This is a genomic window from Actinomyces sp. Z16 (genome assembly GCF_003111765.1).
In the GTDB taxonomy this organism is placed as follows: domain Bacteria; phylum Actinomycetota; class Actinomycetes; order Actinomycetales; family Actinomycetaceae; genus Actinomyces; species Actinomyces glycerinitolerans.
This window is the reverse complement of record NZ_CP027862.1, coordinates 1,202,240-1,226,395: the sequence shown is the minus strand read 5'-3', so window position 1 is coordinate 1,226,395 and position 24,156 is coordinate 1,202,240. Positions and strand designations below refer to the sequence as shown.

Here is a 24,156-nt window from a genome sequence, read left to right as displayed (position 1 = left end):
TTTGCACAAGTCCCCGACCAGGCTAACAGCCGTGCCGCTCCAACACTGGCAAGAGCCGGGCACCTCCGCGCCGGCTCAGTCCGCGGCCGCTGCGGAGCCGCCCAGATAGGCCTGCACGGTGCTGCGGGGAACCGGCCGCATGCCCTGGCCGCCCCAGCCCCGGGCACGCCAGGTGCCGGCCAGCGGGTGGAAGTCCACCGCCTCGCCGCGCGTGCCGTCCCCACTGCGCGTCTTGCGCCCGACGGCGCACAGCACTTCGGCGTCCTCGGCGCACTGGAACAGGTTGGGCGAGTGCGTGTTGACGACGACCTGTCGCAGGTGCTGGGAGGCCGGCGCCGACAGGCCGTGCAGCAGCCGGTACAGCTCCGGGAGCTTGGCGGGGTGAATCCCGTTCTCGGGCTCCTCCAGGCACAGCATCCCCGAGTAGTCCTCCGCCACCCCGATCGCGGCCAGCGTGAGCAGGCGCAGCGTCCCGTCCGACAGCGCCCGCGCCGGCAGCTCCGGGGCGTCCCCGACCTGGGCCCGCAACTCCAGGGCCTGACGCACCGGGTCCTCCGTGATCGTCAGACTGCGCACGTCGACCAACGGGGCGACGGCGTCGCACACGCGGTGCAGCACCGCGCCGTCACGCCCGGCGGCCAGGTTCTGCCGGTAAAGCGCCGCCGGCACATGCGCCCCGGAAGCGGAAATGGTGCTCCGCTCCATTAAATCATCGGGGGCACGCATGGCGCAGGGCTCCAGGGCCAAGAATCTCCACGACGACATTTCTGTGCGCGCCGCCAGAATAGTCGGGTATTCGGCACTGGCGACGGCGGAAAGCACGGTGCGCTGGGCACCATCGGCGAGCACCCGCCGCGGCCTGCCGTTGGCTTCCCGGTGAACAATCACCGCACCTTGACCGTGAGAAGCCTGATAGTCGAGGAAACGGCCCTCCGAATCTGAGGGCCCGCAGGCGATGAACCGCCGACACGCCTCCGCCTCCGGGAAACGCAGGCCGCCGGCGGCATCGTCCAGTGCGCGCAGTTGCTCCCGCGCCAACCGCAGGCGCAGACCTCCCGGGACGGTCGGATCCTGCTGCACGGCAATCTCCACCTCGTAGCGCACGTAACCGCACGACGGCGCCACCGTCTGCCCGAATTCATCCTCCGCCCGCGGCGGCAGGATCATCTCCGCGGCGAATCCCAAGTTGGCAGCGCCGTCCAGCACGCCGGCGGACAGCAGGGAGGCGACGTCGAGATGCTGCTGAGCGGTCGGGCGCACCTGGAGGCAGGCGTCGTGGAATGAGTTGGAGCTGAGCAGGGACAGGAACTCGATGGCATTGAACAGGTTGGATTTTCCCACCGCGTTGGGGCCGGCGATGCAGGTGAATAGCCCGAAGTCCACCCTCACGTCAACGAGGTTCTTGAATCCCGTTACCTCAAAACGAGTAAGCACGCCTCTGCCCCCCTCGCCTCCCGTCGATACGCCTCTCAGTTTATCCTCAGGTAAGTACCAATACACGAGAAAGCACCAACGTGCTCAAAACGCGACATTGACCGCGTTCTGTAACGATTAAATCCGGAAAATGCGTGGGGGCGACGGACCGAAGCCCGCCACCCCCACCGGGATGTATTAGCACCGCAAAATCCGTTATAAACGGTCGAGCACTATGCCCGCACATTCTCTTCCGGACGGATGCGGCCTACCACCGGGTCAGCGCGCGGCCGAGCCCTCGGTGTAGTCTTTGTCGCGATCGGCGCGCCAGGCGAACATGGAGCGCACCTCACGGCCAACGGCCTCGATCGGATGGGCCTCGCCCTCGGCGCGCAGCCGCTTGAACTCCGGGGCGCCGGCCGCCTGGTCGTCCATGAAGCGCTTGGCGAAGGAACCGTCCTGGATGTCCGCGAGGACCTCCTTCATGTGCTCCTTGACGTCGGGGGTGATCACACGCGGACCGGAGACGTAGTCGCCGTACTCGGCGGTGTCGGAGCAGGACCAGCGCTGCTTGGAGATGCCACCCTCGTTGATCAGGTCGACGATGAGCTTGAGCTCGTGGCAGACCTCGAAGTAGGCCATCTCGGGCTGGTAGCCGGCCTCGACCAGCGTCTCGAAGCCGTACTCGATCAGCTTGGAGACGCCACCGCACAGGACGGTCTGCTCACCGAACAGGTCCGTCTCGGTCTCCTCGCGGAAGGTGGTCTTGATGGCGCCGGCGCGGGTGCCGCCGATCGCCTTGGCGTAGGAGAGCACCAGCGGCCAGGCCTGGCCGGAGGCGTCCTGCTCCACGCAGACCAGCACGGGCACGCCCCGGCCGGCCTCGAACTCGCGGCGCACGGTGTGGCCGGGCCCCTTGGGGGCGACCATCACCACGTCGATGTCCTTGGCGGGGGTGATGTAGCCGAAGTGGATGTTGAAGCCGTGGGAGAACAGCAGGGCGGAGCCGGACTTGAGGTTGGGCTCGATCTCCTGCTTGTACAGCTCGGCCTGCACCTGGTCGGGGGCCAGCACGACGGTGACGTCGGCCCAGGCGACGGCCTCGGCGATCGGCTCGACGGTCAGCCCGGCCTCCTGCGCCTTGGCGACGGAGCTGGACCCCTCGCGCAGGCCGACGACGACCTCCACGCCGGAGTCGCGCAGGTTCAGCGCGTGGGCGTGGCCCTGCGAGCCGTAGCCGATGACGGCCACCTTCTTGGACTGGATGACCGACAGGTCGGCGGCGTCGTCGTAGAACTTCTCAGCTGCCATGGTGAGTTCTCACTTCTCCTTGAGTTGATCGGTGATGGAACGGGGACCGCGCGAAATCGCGACCGCACCGGATTGGACGATCTCCTTGACCCCGTGGGGGGCCAGGGCGTCCAGAAGGGCCTTGACCTTGGACTCCGAGCCTACGGACTCGATGACGACCGAGGTCGGGGACACGTCCACGACGTGCGCCCGGAACAGGTCGACGATCTGGAGTACGGCGGTCCGGTTGGAGTCGTCGGCACGGACCTTAATGAGGTACAGCTCGCGGCCCACCGAGGTGTCCGGATCCAGTTCGACGATCTTGATGACGTTGACCAGCTTGTTCAGCTGCTTGGTCACCTGCTCCATGGCGGGCCCCTCGGCGTCGGCGATCACCGTGATGCGCGAGACGTCCTCGTGCTCGGTGGGGCCGACAGCCAGGGAATGGATGTTGAAGCCGCGGCGGGTGAACAGGGCCGACACGCGTGTGAGCACGCCGGGCTTGTTCTCCACCAGGACGGACAGCGTGTGCTTCTCACTCATGGTCTCAGTCCTCCTCCCACGCCGGGCTCATGCCCCGCGCGTGCTGGATCTCGTCGTTGGACACGCCCGCGGCGACCATGGGCCACACCTGGGCATCGGCGGACACGATAAAGTCGATGACGACGGGCCGGTCGTTGATGGCGTTTGCCTGCGCAATGACGTCGTCAACGTCCTCAAGCCGCTCGCAGCGCAGTCCGACCGCTCCGTAGGCCTCGGCCAGCTTGGCGAAGTCGGGGATGCGCTCGGTGCCGGCACCGGTGTGCAGGTCGGTGTTGGAGTATCGCTCCCCGTAGAACAGGGTCTGCCACTGACGCACCATCCCCAGGGAGGAGTTGTTGATGATGGCGACCTTGATGGGGATGTTGTTCAGCGAGCAGGTGGCAAGCTCCTGATTGGTCATCTGGAAGCAGCCGTCGCCGTCGATCAGCCAGACCGGCCGGTCCGGGCAGGCCTCCTTCGCGCCCATGGCCGCCGGAATGCCGTAGCCCATGGTGCCGGCGCCGGCGGAGGTGAGCCAGGAGCGGGGCTGGTTGAAGTGCAGATAGTGGGCCGCCCACATCTGGTGCTGGCCGACGCCGGTCACCCAGATGGTGTCCTCGGGCGCCGCCTTGTCCAGGTGGGTGATGACCTCCTGGGGCTGGAGCAGGCCGTCGTCGGTGTCGGTCCAGTCGGTGGGGTAGGTGGCTCGGATGTGAGCGACCTCGGTGAGCCACTGGTCGATCTCGGTGCGCGGCTCGGCCGCGAACTGTTCGCGGCAGGCCGCGGTCAGGGCCGGCACCACGTCCTTCAGGTCGCCCACGATGGGGATGTCGGCGGTGCGGATCTTGGAGATCTCGGCGGGGTCGATGTCCACGTGGATGACGGCGGCGTGGCGGGCGAAGGTGTCCGGCTTGCCGGTGACGCGGTCGTCGAAGCGGGCCCCCAGCGTGATGATCAGGTCGGCGCGCTGCAGGGCGCCGACGGCGGCGACGGTGCCGTGCATACCGGGCATGCCCAGGTTAAGCGGGTGGTCGGTGGGCAGCACGTCCAGGGCGGTCAGCGTCGTCGTGAAGGGGGCGCCGACCAGCTGGACCAGCTCGTTCAGCTGCTCGACCGGCACGCCGGCGCGGCTCAGGCCGCCGCCGAGGTAGAAGACGGGGCGCTCGGCAGAGGCGATGGCCTCGGCGGCCTGGGCGATGCGCCGCTGGTTGGGCTTGCCGGGCAGGCTGTAACCGGGCAGGTCCATGCGCGGCGGCCAGTGGAACTCGGTCTCGCCGACCTGGGCGTCCTTGGTGAAGTCGATGAGCACCGGGCCGGGGCGGCCGGTGGAGGCCAGGTGGAAGGCCTCGGCGACGCGGCTGGGGACCTCGTCGGGGGAGGTGACCAGGAAGGAGTGCTTGACGAACGGCATGGTGGAGCCGACGATGTCCGCCTCCTGGAAGGCGTCGGTACCGATCGCGGTGGAGCCGACCTGGCCGGTGATGGCGACCATGGGCACGGAGTCCATGTGGGCGTCGCCGATGGCGGTGACCAGGTTGGTGGCGCCGGGGCCGGAGGTGGCCACGCATACGCCGACCCTCCCGGTGGCCATGGCGTAGCCCTCGGCGGCGTGACCGGCGCCCTGCTCGTGTCGTACCAGCACGTGGCGGATCTTCTCGCTGGCCAGCAGCGGATCGTAGAAGGGCAGGATCGCGCCGCCGGGCATGCCGAAGATGTCGGTAACGCCGATCTCCTCCAGGGAACGCACGAGCGCCTGGGCACCTGTCATCTGTTGGTTCTGGTCCGGGGAACCACTGTCACGAACCATCGTCCGCCCTCCTATCCGTGAGCTCAGCGTGCTTGAGTTACTTGCCTGGTCGGCCGGGGCCGACTCAGGTGGAACCGTATGATGCCGCGCGCCGCAACGTCGATTTCACCGTCCGTTGTCTCACATATTGGAATCACGGACCGCGGATGTGGGCTCGCAGACTGCCGGGCGACGACGGGGCAGCGGGCAGCCTGCGGTGGGGCAGCTGCCGCATATTGCTGCATTCAGCCACATATGTCAGACGTCTCGCGTCGGCGCGGTCTTTGGTCCGCCCGATGAGCTAAAGCGGGATGCCAGAATACTGCCGTTAAACACGCAGCTATGCGGCCACGGTGTGGGCAACGCCGTCGGCCCGTGCAAGAGGAAGGCGGCATCAGCACGTGGTCACCGGACTACTCAATGCCTTGGCCGAGAACCCGGTTCTGGTCCTATTCCTGCTTATCGGCATCGGCATGCTGGTCGGACGCATCAGGGTCGGCGGCGTCAGCCTGGGGGCGGCGGCCGTCCTCTTCGCCGGGATCGTCCTGGCCGCCTGGGGCACCGCCGAGGGCATCACCATTGAGGTGCCCGCCCAGATCGGCACGCTTGGGCTGGCGATCTTCACCTTCGCGATCGGCATCCAGTCCGGGCCGAACTTCTTCCACGTGCTGCGCACGGCCGCCGGGCCGCTGGCCATCATGCTGGTGGTGCTGGTGGTCGGCGCCGGGGCCGGCCTGGCCGTGGGCCGAGCCCTGGGAATGAACTCCGCCATGATCGCCGGCGCCTTCGCCGGTGCGCTGACCAACACGCCCGCCCTGGCCGCCGCCGGCGGGGCCGCCACCGCGGCCGGCAACGCCGACGGCATGGCGATCGCCACGGTCGGCTACGCCGTCGCCTACCTGTACGGCGTCATCGGCATGCTGTTCTTCTGCCTGCTCGCGCTGCGCTACCGCCGCTCCGACAAGGACGCCCCCTCCCCCCTGATCAACCGCACGGTGCGCGTGGAGCGCGACGACGCCCCGCAGCTGGGTGACATTGCCGAACGCGTGAGCGGGGAGATGAAGTTCTCCCGCCTGCGCCGCGGCGAGACCGGCCCCATCACCCGGCCGACCCCCACCGACCGGATCTACAAGGACGACCTGATCACCGTCGTCGGCACACAGGACGCCGTCAACCAGGTCATCGCGGAGATCGGCCACTCCTCCTCCCACTCCCTGATCGAGGACCGCCGCTACCTCGACTTCCGCCGTATTACCGTCTCCGACCCGAAGCTTGCCGGGCACGCCCTGAGCGACCTCGACATCGACCACAAGTTCGGCGCCACCATCTCCCGCGTGCGCCGCGGCGACGTGGACATGGTGGGCACCCCCGACCTGGTGCTCCAGCAGGGCGACCGCGTGCGCGTCGTAGCGCCGACCGGCCGCATGGCCGAGCTGTCCAAGTTCTTCGGCGACTCCGCCCACGGCCTTTCCTCCATCAACCCGGTGGCGATGGGGCTGGGCATGGCCGTCGGCATCATCATCGGTGAGTGGGCGATCCCGCTACCGGGCGGCTCCACCTTCTCCATCGGCTCCGCCGCGGGCACGCTCATCATCGGCCTGATCTTCGGCCGCATCGGCCGCATCAAGAGCTTCGTCACGGCCATGCCGTTCACGGCGACGGCGGTGCTCTCCGAGCTGGGCCTGTTGATCTTCCTGGCGCAGGCCGGTACGCGCGCAGGCGGCCAGATCGCCAATGCCTTCACCGGCGGCGACTGGTGGAAGATCCTGATCACCGGCTTCGTGATCACCACGATCGTGGGCTTCGGAATGTACGCGTCCATGCGCTGGATCGTGAAGATGGGCGGTACGCGCCTGTCCGGCCTGCTCGGCGGCCTGCAGACGCAGCCCGCGGTGCTGGCCTTCGCCAACGAGCGCACCGGCTCCGACCCGCGCGTGGCGCTCGGCTACGCGATGGTCTATCCGGTGGCCATGATCGTGAAGATCTTCATCGCCCAGTTCCTGGGCGGGCTGTGAGCCGAAGGCGGCCTGTGAGCCGACGCTGCACCTACCGCGGTTCAACGCCGCGGCGCAGCAGGCCCACGATGTGCCCGTCGGTCAACGCCTCCCAAGAGGCCTCGACCACGTCCGTGCCCACGCCGACGGTTGACCAGGTCTCCTCCCCATCGGTGATGTCGATGAGCACGCGCACCACCGAGCGGGTACCGCGCTCGGTGTCCAGGATGCGCACCTTGTAGTCGGTCAGCTCGAAGTCGGCGGTCTCGGGGTAGACCTGCTCCAGTGCCGCGCACAGCGCGTGGTCCAGGGCGTTGACGGGCCCGTTGCCCTCCCCCAGGACCGCGAAGCGCCGCCCGCCGGCCCACAGGCGCACGGTGGCCTCGGTCTCGGTGACCGTGTCGCCCTCGGTGGACAGCAGCCGCTGCCCGGGCAGGGGGCGGGCCTGGATGGAGGCGCGCCAGGACTCCACCCGGAAGTACTCCGGCAGGTCGCCGCGGGCGGTGCGCAGCAGCAGTTCGAAGGAGCCGTCGGCGGCGTCGTAGGTGTAGCCGGCGGCCTCGCGCGCCTTGACGGTCTCTGTCACCCGGGTGAGCAGTTCCCGGTCGCCGGCGGTGTCGATGCCGAACTCGCGGGCCTTGAGTTCGATCGAGGCGCGCCCGGCCATCTCCGAGACCAGCATGGTCATGGTGTTGCCCACGCGCTCGGGATCAATGTGCTGGTACAGGTTCGGATCCACACGGATCGCGGAGGCGTGCAGCCCGGCCTTGTGGGCGAAGGCCTTCGTGCCCACATACGGCAGGCGGCTCGACGGCGGCCGGTTGACGATCTCACCGACGTGCCGGGAGACGGCGGACAGTTCGGCCAGGCGGCGGGCGCGCTCGGCGGGGTCGCCGGGCAGTACCGCAAAGTCGGTCTTCAGCTCCAGATCGGCGATGAGAGTGAGCAGGTTGGCGTTGCCGGTGCGCTCGCCCAGCCCGTTCACGCAGCCCTGCACCTGGCGGGCGCCGGCCTCGACGGCGGCCAGCGCTCCGGCGACGGCCACGCCGGCGTCGTCGTGGGTGTGGATACCGATGGTGCAGTCGGCGTACCCGGCCCGGCGCAGTGCCGCCCGCAGGCGGGTCACCCGCTCGCCGACGCGATTGGGCAGGGTGCCACCGTTGGTGTCGCAGGGGATGACGGCGGTGGCGCCGGAGCGCGCCGCGGCGAGGGCGACGGCGATCGGGTAGGGCAGTTCCGGGTCGCCGACGACGCCCGTGGCCTCGCCGCCCACGGCACCTTCCGCCGGACCGGTCGCGGAGGACGCGGCGGTGGAACCGGCCGCGCCCGCCTCGGCGTGGTCGATGCCGTCGAAGAAGTGCTCCAGATCGACCATGACCTCGCGGCCGGCCGCGGCCAGGACCGTGACCGTGTCCCGCACCATGCGCAGGTTCTCCCCCAGGCTGGTGCGCAGGGCCCGCTCGACGTGCACCGGATCGGACTTGGCGACCACCGTGACCACGGGCGCGCCGGAGTCCAACAGGGCCTGCACCTGCGGGTCGTCGGCCGCGGAGACGCCCGCCTTGCAGGTGGAGCCGAAGGCGACCAGCCGGGCGTTCTGCAACTCCAGTTCGGTGCGGGCGCGGGCGAAGAACTCGGTGTCCTTGGGGATGGCGCCGGGCCAGCCGGCTTCGATGTATGCCACCCCGAGGTTGTCCAGCAGCCGGGCGACGGCCAGCTTGTCGGCGACGGTGAAGGCGATGGACTGCTGCTGGGCCCCGTCGCGCAGGGTGGTGTCATAGGCGGCGACGTTGAGCGTGCCTGCGGGCATATGTGGTCCCCTTCCGCGGTGGCTGTTCACCGGAGAGTCTGTCACATTCCGACACGTTGTCTGCTCCCGCGACCGCCGCGCTCTGAGAGGGTGCTCACCCGCGGGCGTCAATCCGTGGCATGCCCGGTGCGAGCCCGGTAGCGTCTACGCGTTGCACGTTCCACGCCGGGAAGTTGTTCTCGTCCGCCCGTACACGAGACCGTTTACCGGCACGTGCTTGTGCTGCTACACGCTGGCGGCGCCGGAACTCCTTGACCCCGGTGATTCCGCCGTGGCGGGCGTGCCACAGCGTCTTGCGAGCCGTACTAACCAAGTCGCTCATGCGCGTCCTTCGCATCCACGAGTGCCGCGGCCGGCGGCGCACTGGCCTGCGGGTTGCGTACAGCCTAGACGATTAGCCGCCGGCCGCCCCACGCCTGCCGCAACCCGCACCTCACCGGGCCTTCGGCCGCGGAGCAGGCCGCGGGTCACAGAGCACGCAAGGCCACCTTAGAAAACTCTCATCGTTGTCTCACCGTCGCCTTCTGGGCGGGCGGGAGTCTTCTTTATGAAGTCGCCATCGGGCGACCGGAAGGAATACTCCCATGATCCGCCCACAGCATCTGACCCCGACCCTGACGGTGCCGCCACCACGGCCGGCCCCGGAGCCGCCGAGCCCGGCCATCCCCACTTCTACACGGGCCCTGGCCCGCCGGTCGGTGCCCCGCAACATCCGTGTCGTGCTCTACAGCCACGACGCCCAAGGCCTGGGTCACCTTCGCCGCAACCTCGCACTCGCCCACCAACTCGCCAACGAGCTGCCCGCGCTCACCGGCGCGTCGGTCACCGGCCTGCTGGTGGCCGGAGTGTCTCCCTCCCCCGGCTTCCCCCTGCCCGCCGGCTTCGACTGGCTGGTGCTGCCGGGCTTCACCAAGGGTGGCAACGGATACCGCCCCCGCGGCCTGCGCGGCACCCCCGATTCCCTGGCCACGCTCCGCTCCGGGCTCGTCGCCAGCACACTCCAGCGCTTCGCCCCGCACCTGGTGATCGTCGACCGCCACATCTACGGGGTGCGCAAGGAGTTGCGCGCACCACTGAAGCACCTGCGCGCCACCTCACCCCAGACCCGGATCGTGCTGGGCCTGCGCGAGGTGCTGGACGCCCCCGAGGTCGCCGCAGCCGAATGGCGCAATCTGGACACCCCCGCCAACCTGCGGCGCCTGATCGACGAGGTCTGGGTGTACGGCGACCCCACCGTGCACAACCCCGTCACCACCGGCGAGGTCCCCATGTGCCTGCGCGACCGCGCCGTGTTCACCGGCTACCTGGCCAAGGGCCGCAGCCTGCTGGAGCGGGGCGTCCGGGCGCCGGAGGACCCGTTCGTCCTGACCACGGTCGGCGGCGGCTCCGACGGCCTCGAGCTGCTGCGCAGCGCCGTCCGTATGACCCCGCCCACCGGCCACCGGCACGTACTGGTCACCGGCCCACAGTTGGATGACGCCGGTTTCGACGCCGTGCAGGCGGCCGCCGGCCCGACCACCGAGGTGCACCGCTCCCTACCCGGGCTGACCCGGTGGATCGAACGGGCCGCGGCGGTGATCGCCATGGGCGGCTACAACACCGCCTGCGAGATCCTGGCCACCTCCACCCCGGCCCTGATCGTCCCGCGTGAGCAACCGCGCCTGGAGCAGCTCATCCGCGCCCGCGCCCTCCAGGCGGTCGACGCCGTGGACGTCATGCGTACCACCGAGCTCACCCCCGAGGGACTCACCGCCTGGGCCGCCGGGGCCGTCACCCGGCGCATGCCCCGCACCGACTTGAACACCGACGGGCTGCCCGCCACCGCCCGCCGCGCCGCCGCCCTGCTGCGCGCACAACTGGCCACCACCCACGCACTACAGGAGATAGCCTCATGACTCGCATCGGATACGTGCTCAAGGTCTACCCCCGCTTCTCGGAGACCTTCGTGGTCACCGAAATGCTCGCCCGCGAGGCGCTGGGCGACGACCTGACCATCTACGCCCTGCGCCCCACCACCGACTCCCGCTTCCACCCGGAGATCGCCCGCATCCGCGCCCAAGTCAACTGGGTGCCGCGCCCACGTCGAGCCATCGACATGTGGGAGCTGCTCGCGAACTCGGTGAACGAGCCGGACATGCGCACGCACCTGGCGGAGATCCTGCCCGCCGTGGCCGACCTGCCGGGCGACGAGGTCGCGCAGGGGGCGGCCCTGGCCCGCGCCGCCCGCGACGCCGGCATCACCCACCTGCACGCCCACTTCGCCTCCCTGGCTGGCCGCACCGCCTGGATCGCCTCCCAGCTGAGCGGCATCCCCTACACGGTCACCACCCACGCCAAGGACATCTACCACGAGTCGGTGGACCCGCTGTGGCTGCGCCGCATCTGCGCCGACGCCGACCGGGTGATCGCCATCAGCCGCTACAACGAGCGCTACCTGTACTCGGTGCTCGCCGGCACCGGGGCGCGCATCGAGTTGCGCTACAACGCCCTCGAACTAGATCGCTTCCCATTCCGCCCGCCCGCCCCCGCCGACGGCCCGCTGCACGTCGTAGCGGTCGGCCGGCTGGTGGCCAAGAAGGGCTTCGACGACCTCATCGACGCCGTCGGCATCCTCACCAAGGCCGGCATTCCGGTCGTGGCTGACATCGCCGGCGAGGGCGAGGAACGCGACTGCCTGGCCGGGCAAATCACCGCTCTGGGGCTGGAAGACCGAGTCAACCTGCTCGGGCCGCTCACCCAGGCGGAGGTGCGCGCCCTGCTGGGCCGCGCCCAGGTGTTTGCCGCGCCGAGCAAGCCCGCCGAGGACGGCAACATCGACGGCCTGCCCACGGTGGTGCTGGAGGCGATGGCCTGCGGCACGCCCGTGATCGCCACCGACGTCACCGGCCTACCAGAGGTCATCCGCGACGGCGACACCGGAATCCTGCTGCCGCACAGCGACCCGCAAGCACTCGCCCGGGCTCTGCGCGAGTTGGCCGAGGGCACCGTCGACGCCGCCCCGCTGGCCCGCAATGCCCGCGCCCTGATCGAGCGGGACTTCGACTCCCGCGCCCAGGCGGCCGTGCTGTCCGCCTGGGAGTCCACCCCCGAACTTCAGGAGGTTCACTGATGCGTATCGCCTACATCTGCACCGACCCGGGCGTGCCGATCTTCGGCGCCAAGGGCGCCTCCGTCCACATTCAGGAGGTGGTGCGCGCCCTGCGCCGCGCCGGCCACGAGGTGACCGTCTACGCGGTGCGCCGCGGCAACCTGGTGCCCGCTGAGCTGGCCGACCTGCCCGTGCGCATCGTCCGGATCGATGCGGCCGACGCCGCCGCCCGCGAGCGCGCCCAGGCCGAGGCCGCCGCCCTGCTCGCCCAGCAGGTGCGCGAGGACGGCGCGGACCTGGTCTACGAGCGCTACTCCCTGTTCTCCACCGCCCTGGCCGACCTGGCCGGCGACGGCATTCCCGGAGTCCTGGAGGTCAACTCACCACTGATCGACGAACAGCGCCACCACCGCACCCTGGTGGATGAGGCGCGGGCCCGGTCCGCCCTGCGCGCCCAGGTGCGTGCCGCCCGCACCACCGTATGCGTCTCGGAACCGGTGCGCCGCTGGGTGTGCGGGCTCGTGGACGCCCCGCGCGCCGTCACCATTCCCAACGGCGTCAACCTGAACCGGCTGCGCCCCTCCCCGGAGGACCCGGACGCCGTGATCGTCACCTTCGTGGGCACGCTCAAACCGTGGCACGGCGTGGCGGACCTGCTGCGGGCCGCCGCCCTGGCCCGGGAGGACTGGCGTCTGCGCATCATCGGGGACGGCCCCGAGCGCGAGGCCCTGCACGCCCAGGCGGAGGAACTCGGCCTGGAGGTTGACTTCCGGGGGGCGCTGGCGCCGGACGACGTACCCGCGGCACTGGCGGGCAGCGCCATCGGCGTGGCCCCCTACCCGGACCTGGGCGGGGAGGATGAGCAGTACTTCTCCCCACTGAAGGTGCTGGAGTACCTGGCGGCCGGACTGCCGGTGGTCGCCTCCGCCGTCGGCCAGCTGCCGCGGCTGCTCGACGGCATCGGCGTCCTGGTGCCGCCGTCGGACCCGGCCGCCCTGGCCGCCGCCCTGGACGCGCTCGCGATCACCCCGCAGCTGCGTGCCCGCCGCGGCGAGCTGGGACGGCGCCGGGCGGAGAAGCACCACGGCTGGGACGCCGTCGTCGCCCAGATCCTCAACCAGGCGGAGGTGCAGCATGTCTGAACCCCAGATCTCCCGCTCCGCGCTGAGCCGCACCCTGCGCCTGGTCGCCCCGGACCTGCGCCCGCAGGTCCGGCTGGTGGCCGGCGGCACGGTGGCGCTGCTGGCCGAGGTGGTCTTCCGGGTGGCCGAGCCGTGGCCCATGAAGATCGTCATCGACTCGGTGCTGTCCTCGCTGGGTGCCGAAACCGGCTATGCGCCCGCCAACCTCGCCCGCCTGCTCGGGCTGGGGGCGGCGCTCATCGCGATCGTCGCCATGCGGGCGCTGTGCAACTACCTGGCCACCGTCTCCTTCGCACTGGCCGGCTCCCGCACCGCGATCGCGCTGCGACGCCGCGCCTTCCACCACGTGCAGACCCTCTCCCAGCAGTTCCACTCCCGCAATCGCTCCGCGGACACGGTGCAGCGCCTCGTCTCGGACGTGGCCCGCATGCAGGACGTGGCGGTGACTGCGGGGCTGCCGCTGGCCGCCAACGTGCTCACCCTGACGGTCATGCTGGGGGTGATGGTGTGGCTGGACCCGCTGCTGTCGCTGGTGGTGGTGGGCGCGATCGTCCTGTTCTTCCTGACCTCCTCGGGCAGTTCGAAGAAGATCACCTCCGCGGCCCGCCGCACCCGCAAGTCCGAGGGGCACCTGGCCAACACCGCCCAGGAGGCGCTGAGCACCATCAAGGTGGTGCAGGCATATGGCCTGGAGCCGATCGTGGAGGACCGCTTCGTCAACGCCAACCAGACCTCCCTGCACGCCGGTGTGCGCTCACTGCGCCTGGCGGCGCGCCTGGAGCGGACCACCGACGTGATCGTGGGCCTGGCCTCCGCAGTGGTGCTGGTGGGCGGTGGTCTGCGGGTGCTGGCCGGGGCAATGACCCCCGGCGACCTGGTCCTGTTCAACACCTACCTGCGCACCACCATGAAGCCGCTGCGCGACATGGCCAAGTACACCGGCCGCATCGCCCGCGCCGCTGCCTCCGGGGAGCGGGTGGCCAACCTCATGGACGTGAGCCCGGACATCGTCTCCCCGATTGACCCGGTGCCGCTCGGGCACGTGCGCGGCTCCTTGACCTTTGAGGACGTGGTCACCGAGTACGACGGCCACGAGATCCTGCACGGCATCAACCTGCAGATCAAGGCGGGCGAACATGTGGCCATCATCGGTCCGTCCGGCTCCGGCAAGTCCACCCTGACCTCCCTGGTTGTACGAGCGATCGACCCGGTGAACGGCAGAGTGCGCCTGGACGGACACGACCTGACCAGTCTGGACCTGACCGAGCTGCGCTCGCATATATCGGTGCTGCATCAGGAGGCGGTCCTGTTCGCCGACACCATCCGGGAGAACATCCGCATGGGCCGTCCCGAGGCCACCGACGTCGAGGTGGAGGCCGCCGCGGTGGCGGCCGGGGCGCACGAGTTCATCACCTCCCTGCCCGACGGCTACGACACCATCGTCGGCGAACGCGGCGGCACGCTATCCGGCGGCCAGCGCCAACGCGTCGCCATCGTGCGGGCGCTGCTGCGCGACGCGCCCGTCGTGATCCTGGACGAGGCGACCACCGGCCTGGACCCGACGTCATCGGCGGCCGTACTGGACGCCGTCGACCGGCTCTCCCGCGGCCGCACCCTGTTGGCGGTCACCCACGAGACCGAGGTGGCCATGCGCTCCGACCGGGTCATTTGGATCGAGGACGGCCGGGTCCGGCTCGACGGCACCCCGCAGCAGCTGCTCGACGAGTCGCCGCTATTCAAGGCGTGGGCCGCCGCCGGCGCCGCCCAGCAGGAACTGCTCACCAGCGTCAAACGGGAAACAGCCCGGGACAACAACCGGGCCGACGACCTGAACGGGAGGACTCATGTACGTCAGTAGCACGCGCAGCGCCGTCGACATGGTGCTCGCCCCTGACCGGCTCAGCGAGCTCGTCGGAGCACCGGTACGGGCCGCACGAATGCGCATTAAACCGGGAGTATCGGTGACGGTGTCCCTGCTTCGGGCCGACACCGGGCGCAGCGCGGGCTGGGCCCGACTGCTGTGGCCGGGCAGCCGGGTGAAGGCGGCCAAGGCCGCCCGCCGCGCCGACCGGCTGGGAATGCGCACAACGCAGCGGGACACCGGCGACGGCCTGCTGTTCCAAAGCGGAGAAGTGGCCGCCGACCCGGCACTGGTGAAGCACACCGCCGCGGCCCGCGACGCCGATCTCCTGGGAGCCCTGGAGGGGAATCTGCTGCGTTACAACCCGCTGCGCCGCCTGGTGGTCCGCACACCCGGTGGGGTGGTGCGGGTCACCGCGGCCTCCCAGCGACGGGTCAACGCCCTGCAGGACTTCGCGTCCCGGCATGTGCCGGTCCCCCCGCAGTTGCCCGTCCCGGATCCACCGGGCACCGGGCACGTGAGTATTCAACGCTTCGTCGGCGATACCGACCTGAGCCGCCACCACGATCAGACGGCCACCGCCCGCGCCGGCGCCGCCCTAGCCGCCTTGCACGCGGCCACCACCGCGCTACCCGAGGCACTGCGGCGGAACCTGGAGAGTCTGGTCCCGGACGCCGAGAACCCGGCGCTGGTGCATACCCGCATACTGAACCACCTGGACCCGACGCTCGCCGCCCGGGTACACCGCCTGGGCGAGGTCATGCCCCGGCAGCCGTGGGAAGAACCGGTGTTCATCCATGGGGATGCCTCTCCCGATCAGGTGCTCCTGGACCGGAGCACCGGCCGGATCTGGCTCACCGACTTCGACCGGGCCCGGCTGGCGCCGGCCGTCGTCGACCTGGGCTCCTACCTGGCCATGGCCGACTCCTCCACCGCCCTCGCCCTGCTTGAGGGCTACGCCGACGCCGGCGGCCGGGTCCCTGGCGACGACCAGCTGCGGCAGGCCGTCGCCCGAGCCCGGTTGGAGCGCCTCCAGGATCCGCTGCGCCATGGCGACCCCCACTGGCGCCGCCGAATCGCCGCAGAAATCGACCGTATCGAGGCTCTGCTCGACGCGTCGCCCGGTCGCGCCGGGTGGGGGTTCGGGAAGAACCTGCACTGCCGGCAATCGCAGGAGGCATCATGAGCACCGGTGGGGAAACCCGTACCACACCCGCCCAGGAGAACCCGCAGCCCGCCATTGCCGCGCTCCGCGGGCTCGCCGGGTGGGAGCGCGCCTGGCCGGACAAGGACCGGGGCCTGGTTTTCGAATGCCGGGACTCCTCGGGGCGTTTGCGGGCCGGAAGGATCCATGTGACCGGAGAAGTGGAGACACTCGCCTACGCCCAGGATCCGGCCCTGCCAAGCCTGTCCCCACTGCTGGTGGCCCCGCACGCCGAAGGGCGCCTGGTGGTCCACCGTGCGGGGCGCCGCGCCGTCGTCATGGGCGCTGACCGGGTGCACAAACTGGTGCGCGCCGGGAAGGCCGCGAGACTGGCCGACCCGCGTTCCGCGCGTCCGTTCCTGCGGGCCGGCCTGCGCACCGCCGAAGTTCTGGACCGCTCCGCCTCCAGCGTGGACCTGGAACTGTTGCCTGGCCGTTCCCTCCATGACTTGGCAGACGCCGGGTCGCCCGGGTGGGAGCGGCTGGCACAGCTGTGGCCCGGGGTCATCCGTCCCGAGACGCTGCCGGAGCACACCGGAACCGATGAGGCGGCGGTGCTGCAACGCTGGCACCGCCACGCGCGCAACCTGGGCGTGATCGACGTCATCGGAGCCCCTGATGGAGTCGGCGCGGCTGTCGACCGGATCTCCGCCCTGCTGCGGCAGCCGGGAGACCCGCCGGCCGCCTCCCACCGGGACTTGCACGACGGTCAGCTGCTGTGGGACGGTACCACCCTGTCACTGCTCGACCTGGACACCGCCGCTCTGGCGGAACCCGCCCTCGACCTGGGAAACCTGGCCGCGCACGTGGACCTCGCCCGCGCCCAGGGGCGCCTCGGCACGGTGGCGCACACGCACATCCGTCGGCTCCTGGAACACCTGGGGCGAGACCTCGCATCTGCATCCAGGCTGTCGGTCTACTACCTGGCTTCGCGACTGCGGTTGAGCTTCGTACACGCCTTCCGCCCCGGCGCACAGTCGTGGCTGCCTGCCTGGACGCGCGAGTCCCTGTGCCTGGCCGCCGCACCCGACCGGGCCTGGGCGGCCCGCACCCCGGGAGGATGAATGTATGCCCCGTTCGCCGACGGCGGGCGCGGCCACACCGGCGGCGCAGAGCATGGGCGGGAGCCGAACGAGGAGCGCGAACAGGGCCGCGGCGGGCACAATGGACGCGTGAAGGTCACCGCCCCGTTCTCCCGGGCGACCATACGCACCCGGATCATCTGGACGATCATCCTGGTCGCCTCGGTCGCTCTGGCGACCTCCGGCGCCGCCGTGTGGATGCTGGATCTGCGCTCCACCCATGCGGACATCGACGACCGGCTCGTGCTCACCCGCCAGGAACTGCGACGCCTGGCGGATGATGGCATCGACCCGACCAGCGGGGAGCCGCTGAGCGACCCGGCCCAGACGCTGCGCGTCTACATGGAGCGCTCCGTCCTGGGCTCCGGGGAGGGGCAGCTCGGCATTGTCGACGGCGCCGTGCAGTGGGTGTCGGCCGAGGGCGTCCGGCTGCGCCCGGAGGACGATCCCGAACTGGTGGATCGGCTACTGGCCGGAGCGGACGCGGACGTCTCCTCAATCTTCACCATCGAGACCGCCGACGGACGCTACCAGGTGCTCACCGTGCCGGTGACGGACGGAAACACAACGGCCGTCCTGGCACGCGTCGTCGACCTGAACGCCGCGGAGGCCGGCCTGTGGCGCACCATGCGCATGTACGCCTCCGCGGCGGCCGTGACCATGATGCTGGTGGCGGCGCTGGCTTGGTTGGGCATCGGACGGCTGCTGCGTCCCATCTGGGAGCTGCGCAACGCCACCGAGTCGATCGACGAACGCGATCTGACCACCCGGGTGCGGGTGCGCGGTCATGACGACCTGTCGGCGCTGGCGGCCGCGGTCAACCGCATGCTGGACCGGGTGCAGCGCGCGGTGGAGGCCCAGCGGGAGCTGCTCGACGACGTCGGCCATGAACTGCGCACCCCGATAACGGTGGTGCGCGGTCACCTTGAACTCATCGACCCCGACGATCCGGATGACGTGCGGCAGACCTCCGAGCTGGCCCTGGACGAGCTGGACCGGATGGGCACGCTGATCGACGATCTACTGGATCTGGCACGCAGTTCGCAGAGCGACTTCGTCACCCCCGAGCCCACCGACATCGAGGCACTGACGCTGCAAGTATTCGACAAGGCCTGCGCTCTGGGAGACCGGGATTGGCAGCTGGGAGGGTGTGCCTCCGGGACGGCCGTGCTCGACCCGGCGCGCATCACCCAGGCCTGGTTGCAGCTCGCGGCGAATGCGGTGAAGTACTCCGAGGAGGATTCGCGGGTCGCCATCGGCTCGGAGATCAATGGGAGTGAGCTGTTCCTTTGGGTCGAGGACGAGGGCATCGGGATAGCCCCGGAGGATGTGGAGCGCATCCGGCTCAGGTTCGCCCGGACCGCTGAGGCCACGCGCCACGCCTCCGGGGCCGGCCTCGGCCTGAGCATCGTGGAGAGCATCGTTGACGCGCACGACGGCCGACTCGCAATCTCCTCCGAGGTTGGGAGAGGATCTGTGTTTACGCTGCGCATTCCCCTGACAACCGTTGGCGAGACACGGTCGGCGCAGCAGAAGGAGTCGGATTAAGACATGGCCACTGTACTGATTGTGGAGGACGAGGAGCGCATCACCTCGTTCCTGACCAAGGGGCTCAAGGCCGCCGGCTTCGTCCCCAAAGCCGTCAACAACGGTGCGGACGCCGTCGAGATGGCTCTGCTGGGCGACGTGGACATAATCCTGTTGGATGTGGGTCTTCCGGACATCGACGGCTTCGAGGTGCTCGAGCAGCTGCGCGGCCAGGGAGTGACCACTCCGGTCATCATGCTCACCGCCCGCTCCTCCGTGGCCGACCGGGTGGCCGGGCTCGAGGGCGGCGCCGACGACTACCTGCCCAAGCCCTTCTCCTTCGACGAGCTCGTCGCCCGGATCCGGCTGCGGCTGCGCCCCCGCGAGGCGGCACCGACCGAGCGGGGGGTGCTGGAGCACAAGGACCTGGCACTGGACATTCACACGCGCCGGGTGCGGGTGGACGGGGAGTGGGTGGACCTGTCGGCCCGGGAGTTCGCGCTCGCCGAGATGTTCATGCGGCACCCCGGGCAGGTGCTCAGCCGGGAGCAACTGCTGGCGAATGTGTGGGGATTGGATTTCGATCCGGGCTCCAACGTGGTGGACGTGTACGTCTCCTACCTGCGCGGCAAGCTCGGTAAGGGCCGGCTGGAGACAGTGCGCGGCGTCGGCTACCGGCTCACCTGAAGCCCGCGGCCCTGCGTCGGGCCGCCGCCCCGCCCCGGCAGTAGGCGCGATCGGAGGCCGACCGGTCAGTCGTCGTCCTCGTCGCCGTCATCGTCGTCTCTGTCATCGTCGTCGGAGTCGGTGTCAGAGCTGCTGTTCGAGCTGCCGCTGTTGCTCGTGGTGCCAGTGCCGTAGCCAGATCCGGAGCCTCCCTGGGGCGAGACGTTCTGGGGCGGCGCCTGCTGCACCACCTCGGGGGTGCCATCGTCAACGCCGTCCGAGCCGCTGTCATTGGCGTCGTCGTCGGAGTCCGGAGGCGGCGTCATCAGGGGTCCGGCGCTGCGGCCGACCTGGGCGGTCGTGGTGGCTGCCGGGGTCATGGCGATGCCGGGTTCGTCGTCGAGGCCGGCGGGACGACGCAGAATCAGGATGGCCACGCATACGAGCAGAACGGTGGCCGCGGCGGCGACGAGCACCGCCAGCGGTCTGCCTCGGTCGGGGTTCATGGCTATTGCCTCCTGGTGCTTGCCCCCCGGCGCCGGGAAGCGGCGGGGTGAATATCGGGTCAGGGGCGCACGTGCCCCGCCCCCTCGACGACCCACTTGGTGGTGGTCAGCGCCGCCAGGCCCATGGGGCCGCGGGCGTGGAGCTTCTGGGTGGAGATGCCCAGTTCAGCGCCCAGTCCCAGTTGCCCGCCGTCGGTGAAGCGGGTGGAGGCGTTAACCATGATGGCCGCCGAGTCGACCTGGCTGACGAACTGGTTCATGGCGGCCACGTCCTGCGTCAGGATCGCCTCGGTGTGTCCGGTCGAGTATGCGGTGATGTGGGCGATCGCGTCGTCGATGGTGTCGACCACTCGCACCGCCAGGTCCAGGCTACCGTATTCGGTCTCCCAGTCCGCCTCGGTGGCGTCCACCAGCAGCTCCGCACGGCCCTGGGCGGAGGCCTGCTCCTCCACGCAGGCGCGGGCGGCGGCGTCGGCGTGGAGGGTGACGCCGCGCTCCCACAGGGCGTCCGCGGCGGCCGGCAGGTAGGCGGAGGCGGCGGAGCGGTGCACGAGCAGCGTCTCGGCGGCGTTGCACACCCCGACCCGCTGGGTCTTGGCGTTGACGATGATGTCGACGGCGGCGGCCAGGTCGGCGGCGGCATCCACGTACACGTGGCAGTTGCCCGAGCCGGTCTCGATCACGGGCACGCTCGACTCCTCCACCACGGTGCGGATCAATCCCGCCCCGCCGCGCGGCACGAGCACGTCGATCAGGCCGCGCGCATGCATGAGGGCGGTGGCTCCGGCGCGGCCGGCCGGGTCGATGGTGGTGACCAGGTCGGCGGGCAGGCCCGCCGCCGTCAGGGCGTCGCGCAGCACGGTGATGATGGCGGCGTTGGTGTCCGCGGCCGCGCTGCCGCCACGCAGTACGACGGCGTTACCGGATTTCAGGGTCAGGGCGGCCACGTCCACGGTGACGTTGGGGCGGGCCTCGTAGATCATGCCGACCACGCCGAGCGGCACGCGCACGCGCCGCACCCGCAGCCCGTTGGGCAGGGTCTGCCCGTCGACGATCTGACCCACCGGGTCGGGCAGGGCGGCGATCTCGCGCAGTGAGTCGGCAATGGCGGCGATGCGGTCGCCGTCCAGGGCGAGGCGGTCTATCAGTCCCGGCTTCATGCCGGCGGCGCGGGCGCGTTCGAGGTCCCGGGCATTGGCGGCGAGAATGAACTCGGCGCGGGCGGTCAGGGCGTCGGCCAGGGCGTGCAGGGCGGCGTCCTTGCGCTCCCGGTTGACGCCGGCCAGGGCGCGCTGGGCCTGGCGGGCGGCTCCGGCGGTGGTGGCGACCAGGGCTTCGGCATCGTTGACGGAATCGTTGGCGGCATCTACGGGTGAAGTCGTCATGACACCAGACTGTAGTCCCCGCCGCGCCGTGCGGGTAGGCGTGATGCGGTACTCGGCGTCACTCCCACGCGGGTGCTGGTCTCCCCTCGGTCTCGTTAAGCGGAGCGCGAGGAGGGGTAGGCGTCAGTCGCCGGCGGTGCGGGGCAGCTCGGCCAGGTCGTCGCGGTGCACCACCGGGGCCACGTGGTCTCCGGGGGCGGGGGCGCCGCGGCCGCGGGCCTCCAGCACCTCCTCGATCTCGGCGGCCGCATAGCGGCAGATGCCGCGGGCCAGCACCCGCTGCGGCCCCACGATCTCCACCACGGAGCCGGACTCGAAGTCCCCGTCCACGCCGACCACGCCGGGCAGCAGCAGCGACTTCTTGCCCTCGGTGACCGCCCGGGCCGCCCCGGCGTCGACCAGTACCCGGCCCTCCGGCATGGAGGCGTGCGCCATCCACAGCCGCCGGCTGGAGCGGTGCGGCCCGGTGGGGGCGAACCAGGTGCCCAGGTCGGCGGGAATCGTGCGCCCGCCCAGCAGCCGGGGGGCATCGTCGGCGTCGGCGATGATGGTGGCCGTGCCGGACGCGCAGGCGATCGTGGCGGCCTGCACCTTGGTGGCCATGCCACCGGTGCCCAAGGCGCCGGCGTCGCCGTCGACCCGGACCCCGGCCAGCTCGCCGGTGCCGCCGACGTAGCGCACCGGGCGGGCGCCGGGCGTACCCGGGCGGGCCGTCCACATGCCGTCCACGTCGGTGAACAAGATGAGCACATCGGCGGTGACCAGGTGGGACACCAGGGCGGCCAGGTGGTCGTTGTCGCCCAGGTTGAACTCGGTGGTGGCCACGGCGTCGTTCTCGTTGACCACCGGCACCGCCCCCATGGACAGCAGCGTGTCGAAGGTGGCGCGCACGGTCCGGTAGTGGCTGCGCACGGCCACGTCCTGGGCGGTCAGCAGCACCTGCGCGGTGACCGCCCCGTAGGCGCTCAACGCGGTCTGCCAGCGGGAGACCAGGCGCCCCTGCCCCACGGAGGCGGCGGCCTGCAGCAGGCGCAGCTCTCCGGGACGCGACTCCAGGCCCAGCGGGACCAGGCCGGCGGCCACCGCGCCGGAGGAGACCAGCACGACGTCGTGGCCGCGGCGGCGCATGCCTGCCAGCAGCCCGGAGATGATGTCGATGCGGTTCAGGTCCAGTCCGCCGTCGGGGCGGGTCAGCGAGGAGGAGCCGACCTTGAGCACGACGCGCGCCCCCTCCGGCAGGGCGTCGGGGCGCAGGCCCACGGCATCTGCGGCGCTCATGCGTCCTCCCAGTCGGCGGCGTCGGTCCACAGTCCCTCGGCGGCCTCGTCGCGCAGCTGCTGGCGGGCCGCCTCCTTGGCGTCCATCCAGTCGTGGTACTGCGCGCGCCGCTCGGCGTTGGTGCGGCGGTGGTGGTCCTCCAGGCGGGCGTCGGTGCCGCGGGCGCCCAGCAGCTCCGCACCGGTGGTCATGGCCGGCTCCCAGGTGAAGATGACGCCGCCCTTGACATCGCCGATCAGCACGGTGTCTCCCGCGTGGGCGCCGGCCTTGGCCAGCTCGTCCTCGACGCCGCCGGCGGCCAGGCGGTCGGCCAGGTAGCCGACCGCCTCGTCGTTGGAGAAGTCGGTCTGACGCACCCAGCGCTCCGGCTTGTCCCCGCGCACCTGGTAGACGGTGCCCTCGGCGGGGTGCTGGATGACGGCCACGGTGGCGGTCGCCTGCCCGCCGCGGCGGCCCACGGCGGCGGGGCGGATGATGGGCCGCGCGGGCTCGGCGAGGGCCGGGGCCTGGGCGCGGGCCTGCTGCACCAGCTCCGCCAGGGCGAAGGCCAGCCGGGACAGTCCCGCATGGGAGACGGCGGAGACGGTGAAGGTGGGCAGGCCGCGGGCCTTCAGGTCCGCCTCCACCAGTTCGGCCAGTTCGGCCGCCTCGGGGACGTCGACCTTGTTGAGTACCACCACGCGCGGGCGCTCCATCAGCGGCGCCAGCCCGGTCAGCGCCGGGTCGGCCTCGTCGGCGCCCAGCCGGTCGGCGTAGGCGGCCAGCTCGGCCTCAATGGTGTCGAAGTCGCTGAGCGGGTCGCGGCCCGGCTCCAGGGTGGCGCAGTCCAGCACGTGCACCACCACGGCGCAGCGCTCGATGTGGCGCAGGAACTCCAGGCCCAGGCCCTTGCCCTCGCTCGCCCCCGGGATCAGCCCGGGCACGTCCGCCATGGTGAAGCGCGTCTCCCCGGCCTCCACCACGCCCAGGTTGGGGGTGAGTGTGGTGAAGGGGTAGTCGGCGATCTTGGGGCGGGCAGCGCTCATGGCGGCGATCAGGGAGGACTTGCCGGCGCTGGGGTAGCCGACCAGGGCGACGTCGGCGACGGTCTTCAGTTCCAGGGTGACGTCACGGGCTTCGCCGGGCTCGCCCAGCAGGTGGAAGCCCGGGGCCTTGCGCTTGGGGGACGCCAGGGAGAAGTTGCCGCGGCCGCCGCTTCCGCCCTCGGCGACGACGACGCGCTCACCGGCTGCGGTCAGGTCCGCCAGCACGCCGCCGTCGGAGTCCTTTACCACGGTGCCCAGCGGCACCGGCAGCACCATGTCCTCACCGTCGGCGCCGCGGCGCCAGCCACCCTCACCGGGGGCGCCGGAGCCGGCGGTGCGGTGCGGGGAGCGGTGGTAGGTCAGCAGGGTGGTCACGCGCGGGTCGGCGGTCAGGATGACGCTGCCGCCGTGGCCGCCGTCGCCGCCGTCGGGGCCGGCCAGCGGCTTGTACTTCTCACGGTGGATCGACGTGCAGCCGTGGCCGCCGTCGCCGCCGGCGACGTGCAGGACCACCCGGTCGATGAAGCTGGGCATGGGCGTCTCCTCGGGCGCTGCGGGGCGGTGGCCCCGGGGGCCG

Annotated in this window: 19 protein-coding genes; 9 read left to right on the top strand and 10 right to left on the bottom strand. The window is 70.9% G+C overall.

Annotation, left to right across the window (positions count from 1 at the left end; genetic code table 11):
- Window positions 1–75: 75 nt before the first annotated feature.
- The 4 genes from C3B71_RS05075 to C3B71_RS05060 all read right to left on the bottom strand — a co-directional run bounded on the left by C3B71_RS05075 (window position 76) and on the right by C3B71_RS05060 (window position 5,032).
- The gene (locus C3B71_RS05075) at window positions 76–1,434 is read right to left on the bottom strand and encodes an AAA family ATPase (protein WP_146752364.1); all 1,359 of its coding nucleotides are present in this window, start codon (window positions 1,432–1,434) and stop codon (window positions 76–78) included.
- Window positions 1,435–1,692: 258 nt separating this feature from the next.
- Entirely contained in the window at window positions 1,693–2,724 is a 1,032-nt protein-coding gene (ilvC, locus tag C3B71_RS05070) for a ketol-acid reductoisomerase (protein ID WP_108966543.1), read from the bottom strand.
- A gap of 9 nt (window positions 2,725–2,733) precedes the next feature.
- On the bottom strand, window positions 2,734–3,246 hold the full coding sequence (ilvN, locus tag C3B71_RS05065) for an acetolactate synthase small subunit (protein WP_108966541.1): 513 nt from the start codon (window positions 3,244–3,246) through the stop codon (window positions 2,734–2,736).
- Between the two features lie 4 nt (window positions 3,247–3,250).
- On the bottom strand, window positions 3,251–5,032 hold the full coding sequence (locus C3B71_RS05060) for an acetolactate synthase large subunit (RefSeq protein ID WP_108966539.1): 1,782 nt from the start codon (window positions 5,030–5,032) through the stop codon (window positions 3,251–3,253).
- Window positions 5,033–5,412: 380 nt separating this feature from the next.
- On the opposite strand from C3B71_RS05060, the gene C3B71_RS05055 reads away from it, so the two are divergent.
- Window positions 5,413–7,026 (top strand): aspartate:alanine exchanger family transporter, encoded by a 1,614-nt coding sequence (locus C3B71_RS05055; protein WP_073327224.1) that lies wholly within the window; start codon window positions 5,413–5,415, stop codon window positions 7,024–7,026.
- 31 nt (window positions 7,027–7,057) lie between these two features.
- On the opposite strand, the gene C3B71_RS05050 is transcribed toward C3B71_RS05055, so the two are convergent.
- Together C3B71_RS05050 and C3B71_RS15850 are read right to left on the bottom strand one after the other, a co-directional pair.
- On the bottom strand, window positions 7,058–8,815 hold the full coding sequence (locus C3B71_RS05050; protein ID WP_108966537.1) for an alpha-isopropylmalate synthase regulatory domain-containing protein: 1,758 nt from the start codon (window positions 8,813–8,815) through the stop codon (window positions 7,058–7,060).
- 94 nt (window positions 8,816–8,909) lie between these two features.
- The gene (locus C3B71_RS15850; RefSeq protein ID WP_146752365.1) at window positions 8,910–9,137 is read right to left on the bottom strand and encodes a hypothetical protein; all 228 of its coding nucleotides are present in this window, start codon (window positions 9,135–9,137) and stop codon (window positions 8,910–8,912) included.
- Window positions 9,138–9,399: 262 nt separating this feature from the next.
- Here C3B71_RS15850 and C3B71_RS05045 point away from each other — a divergent pair, with 262 nt between their 5' ends.
- Genes C3B71_RS05045 through C3B71_RS05010 form a run of 8 tightly spaced genes read left to right on the top strand, consistent with a single transcriptional unit; the run spans window position 9,400 to window position 19,406 of the window.
- Window positions 9,400–10,710 carry a glycosyltransferase family protein gene (locus C3B71_RS05045; protein ID WP_108966534.1) on the top strand — a complete coding sequence of 437 codons (1,311 nt, stop codon included), beginning with the start codon at window positions 9,400–9,402 and terminating at the stop codon, window positions 10,708–10,710.
- Entirely contained in the window at window positions 10,707–11,924 is a 1,218-nt protein-coding gene (locus C3B71_RS05040) for a glycosyltransferase (protein WP_108966532.1), read from the top strand. Before C3B71_RS05045 ends, C3B71_RS05040 begins: the two co-directional genes overlap by 4 nt.
- Window positions 11,924–13,045 carry a glycosyltransferase family 4 protein gene (locus tag C3B71_RS05035; RefSeq protein ID WP_108966530.1) on the top strand — a complete coding sequence of 374 codons (1,122 nt, stop codon included), beginning with the start codon at window positions 11,924–11,926 and terminating at the stop codon, window positions 13,043–13,045. The genes C3B71_RS05040 and C3B71_RS05035 overlap by 1 nt, the downstream gene beginning before the upstream one ends.
- Window positions 13,038–14,903 carry an ABC transporter ATP-binding protein gene (locus C3B71_RS05030; protein ID WP_181574840.1) on the top strand — a complete coding sequence of 622 codons (1,866 nt, stop codon included), beginning with the start codon at window positions 13,038–13,040 and terminating at the stop codon, window positions 14,901–14,903. Before C3B71_RS05035 ends, C3B71_RS05030 begins: the two co-directional genes overlap by 8 nt.
- Entirely contained in the window at window positions 14,890–16,092 is a 1,203-nt protein-coding gene (locus C3B71_RS05025) for a phosphotransferase family protein (RefSeq protein WP_073327231.1), read from the top strand. The genes C3B71_RS05030 and C3B71_RS05025 overlap by 14 nt, the downstream gene beginning before the upstream one ends.
- Window positions 16,089–17,174 (top strand): phosphotransferase family protein, encoded by a 1,086-nt coding sequence (locus tag C3B71_RS05020; RefSeq protein WP_108966528.1) that lies wholly within the window; start codon window positions 16,089–16,091, stop codon window positions 17,172–17,174. The genes C3B71_RS05025 and C3B71_RS05020 overlap by 4 nt, the downstream gene beginning before the upstream one ends.
- Window positions 17,175–18,740, top strand: coding sequence for a sensor histidine kinase (locus C3B71_RS05015; RefSeq protein WP_108966525.1), 1,566 nt, complete (start codon window positions 17,175–17,177; stop codon window positions 18,738–18,740).
- A gap of 3 nt (window positions 18,741–18,743) precedes the next feature.
- Window positions 18,744–19,406 (top strand): response regulator transcription factor, encoded by a 663-nt coding sequence (locus C3B71_RS05010; protein ID WP_073327234.1) that lies wholly within the window; start codon window positions 18,744–18,746, stop codon window positions 19,404–19,406.
- Between the two features lie 65 nt (window positions 19,407–19,471).
- On the opposite strand, the gene C3B71_RS05005 is transcribed toward C3B71_RS05010, so the two are convergent.
- The 4 genes from C3B71_RS05005 to obgE all read right to left on the bottom strand — a co-directional run bounded on the left by C3B71_RS05005 (window position 19,472) and on the right by obgE (window position 24,113).
- Window positions 19,472–19,891 (bottom strand): hypothetical protein, encoded by a 420-nt coding sequence (locus C3B71_RS05005; protein WP_073327236.1) that lies wholly within the window; start codon window positions 19,889–19,891, stop codon window positions 19,472–19,474.
- A 59-nt stretch (window positions 19,892–19,950) separates the two neighbouring features.
- Window positions 19,951–21,276, bottom strand: coding sequence for a glutamate-5-semialdehyde dehydrogenase (locus tag C3B71_RS05000; RefSeq protein WP_073327237.1), 1,326 nt, complete (start codon window positions 21,274–21,276; stop codon window positions 19,951–19,953).
- Between the two features lie 123 nt (window positions 21,277–21,399).
- Window positions 21,400–22,554, bottom strand: a complete 1,155-nt coding sequence (proB, locus tag C3B71_RS04995) for a glutamate 5-kinase (RefSeq protein WP_073327239.1) — start codon at window positions 22,552–22,554, stop codon at window positions 21,400–21,402.
- On the bottom strand, window positions 22,551–24,113 hold the full coding sequence (gene obgE, locus C3B71_RS04990) for a GTPase ObgE (protein ID WP_108966523.1): 1,563 nt from the start codon (window positions 24,111–24,113) through the stop codon (window positions 22,551–22,553). The genes proB and obgE overlap by 4 nt, the downstream gene beginning before the upstream one ends.
- Between the last annotated feature and the right edge of the window lie 43 nt (window positions 24,114–24,156).

Coding starts and splice junctions, on each gene's coding strand:
- ilvC (WP_108966543.1), bottom strand. CDS start 2,724: ATGGCAGCTGAGAAGTTCTACGACGACGCCGCCGACCTGTCGGTCATC.
- C3B71_RS05045 (WP_108966534.1), top strand. CDS start 9,400: ATGATCCGCCCACAGCATCTGACCCCGACCCTGACGGTGCCGCCACCA.
- C3B71_RS05000 (WP_073327237.1), bottom strand. CDS start 21,276: ATGACGACTTCACCCGTAGATGCCGCCAACGATTCCGTCAACGATGCC.
- C3B71_RS15850 (WP_146752365.1), bottom strand. CDS start 9,137: ATGAGCGACTTGGTTAGTACGGCTCGCAAGACGCTGTGGCACGCCCGC.
- C3B71_RS05030 (WP_181574840.1), top strand. CDS start 13,038: ATGTCTGAACCCCAGATCTCCCGCTCCGCGCTGAGCCGCACCCTGCGC.
- C3B71_RS05025 (WP_073327231.1), top strand. CDS start 14,890: ATGTACGTCAGTAGCACGCGCAGCGCCGTCGACATGGTGCTCGCCCCT.
- C3B71_RS05050 (WP_108966537.1), bottom strand. CDS start 8,815: ATGCCCGCAGGCACGCTCAACGTCGCCGCCTATGACACCACCCTGCGC.
- C3B71_RS05005 (WP_073327236.1), bottom strand. CDS start 19,891: ATGAACCCCGACCGAGGCAGACCGCTGGCGGTGCTCGTCGCCGCCGCG.
- C3B71_RS05060 (WP_108966539.1), bottom strand. CDS start 5,032: ATGGTTCGTGACAGTGGTTCCCCGGACCAGAACCAACAGATGACAGGT.
- C3B71_RS05040 (WP_108966532.1), top strand. CDS start 10,707: ATGACTCGCATCGGATACGTGCTCAAGGTCTACCCCCGCTTCTCGGAG.
- C3B71_RS05035 (WP_108966530.1), top strand. CDS start 11,924: ATGCGTATCGCCTACATCTGCACCGACCCGGGCGTGCCGATCTTCGGC.
- ilvN (WP_108966541.1), bottom strand. CDS start 3,246: ATGAGTGAGAAGCACACGCTGTCCGTCCTGGTGGAGAACAAGCCCGGC.
- obgE (WP_108966523.1), bottom strand. CDS start 24,113: ATGCCCAGCTTCATCGACCGGGTGGTCCTGCACGTCGCCGGCGGCGAC.
- C3B71_RS05020 (WP_108966528.1), top strand. CDS start 16,089: ATGAGCACCGGTGGGGAAACCCGTACCACACCCGCCCAGGAGAACCCG.
- C3B71_RS05015 (WP_108966525.1), top strand. CDS start 17,175: ATGTATGCCCCGTTCGCCGACGGCGGGCGCGGCCACACCGGCGGCGCA.
- proB (WP_073327239.1), bottom strand. CDS start 22,554: ATGAGCGCCGCAGATGCCGTGGGCCTGCGCCCCGACGCCCTGCCGGAG.
- C3B71_RS05010 (WP_073327234.1), top strand. CDS start 18,744: ATGGCCACTGTACTGATTGTGGAGGACGAGGAGCGCATCACCTCGTTC.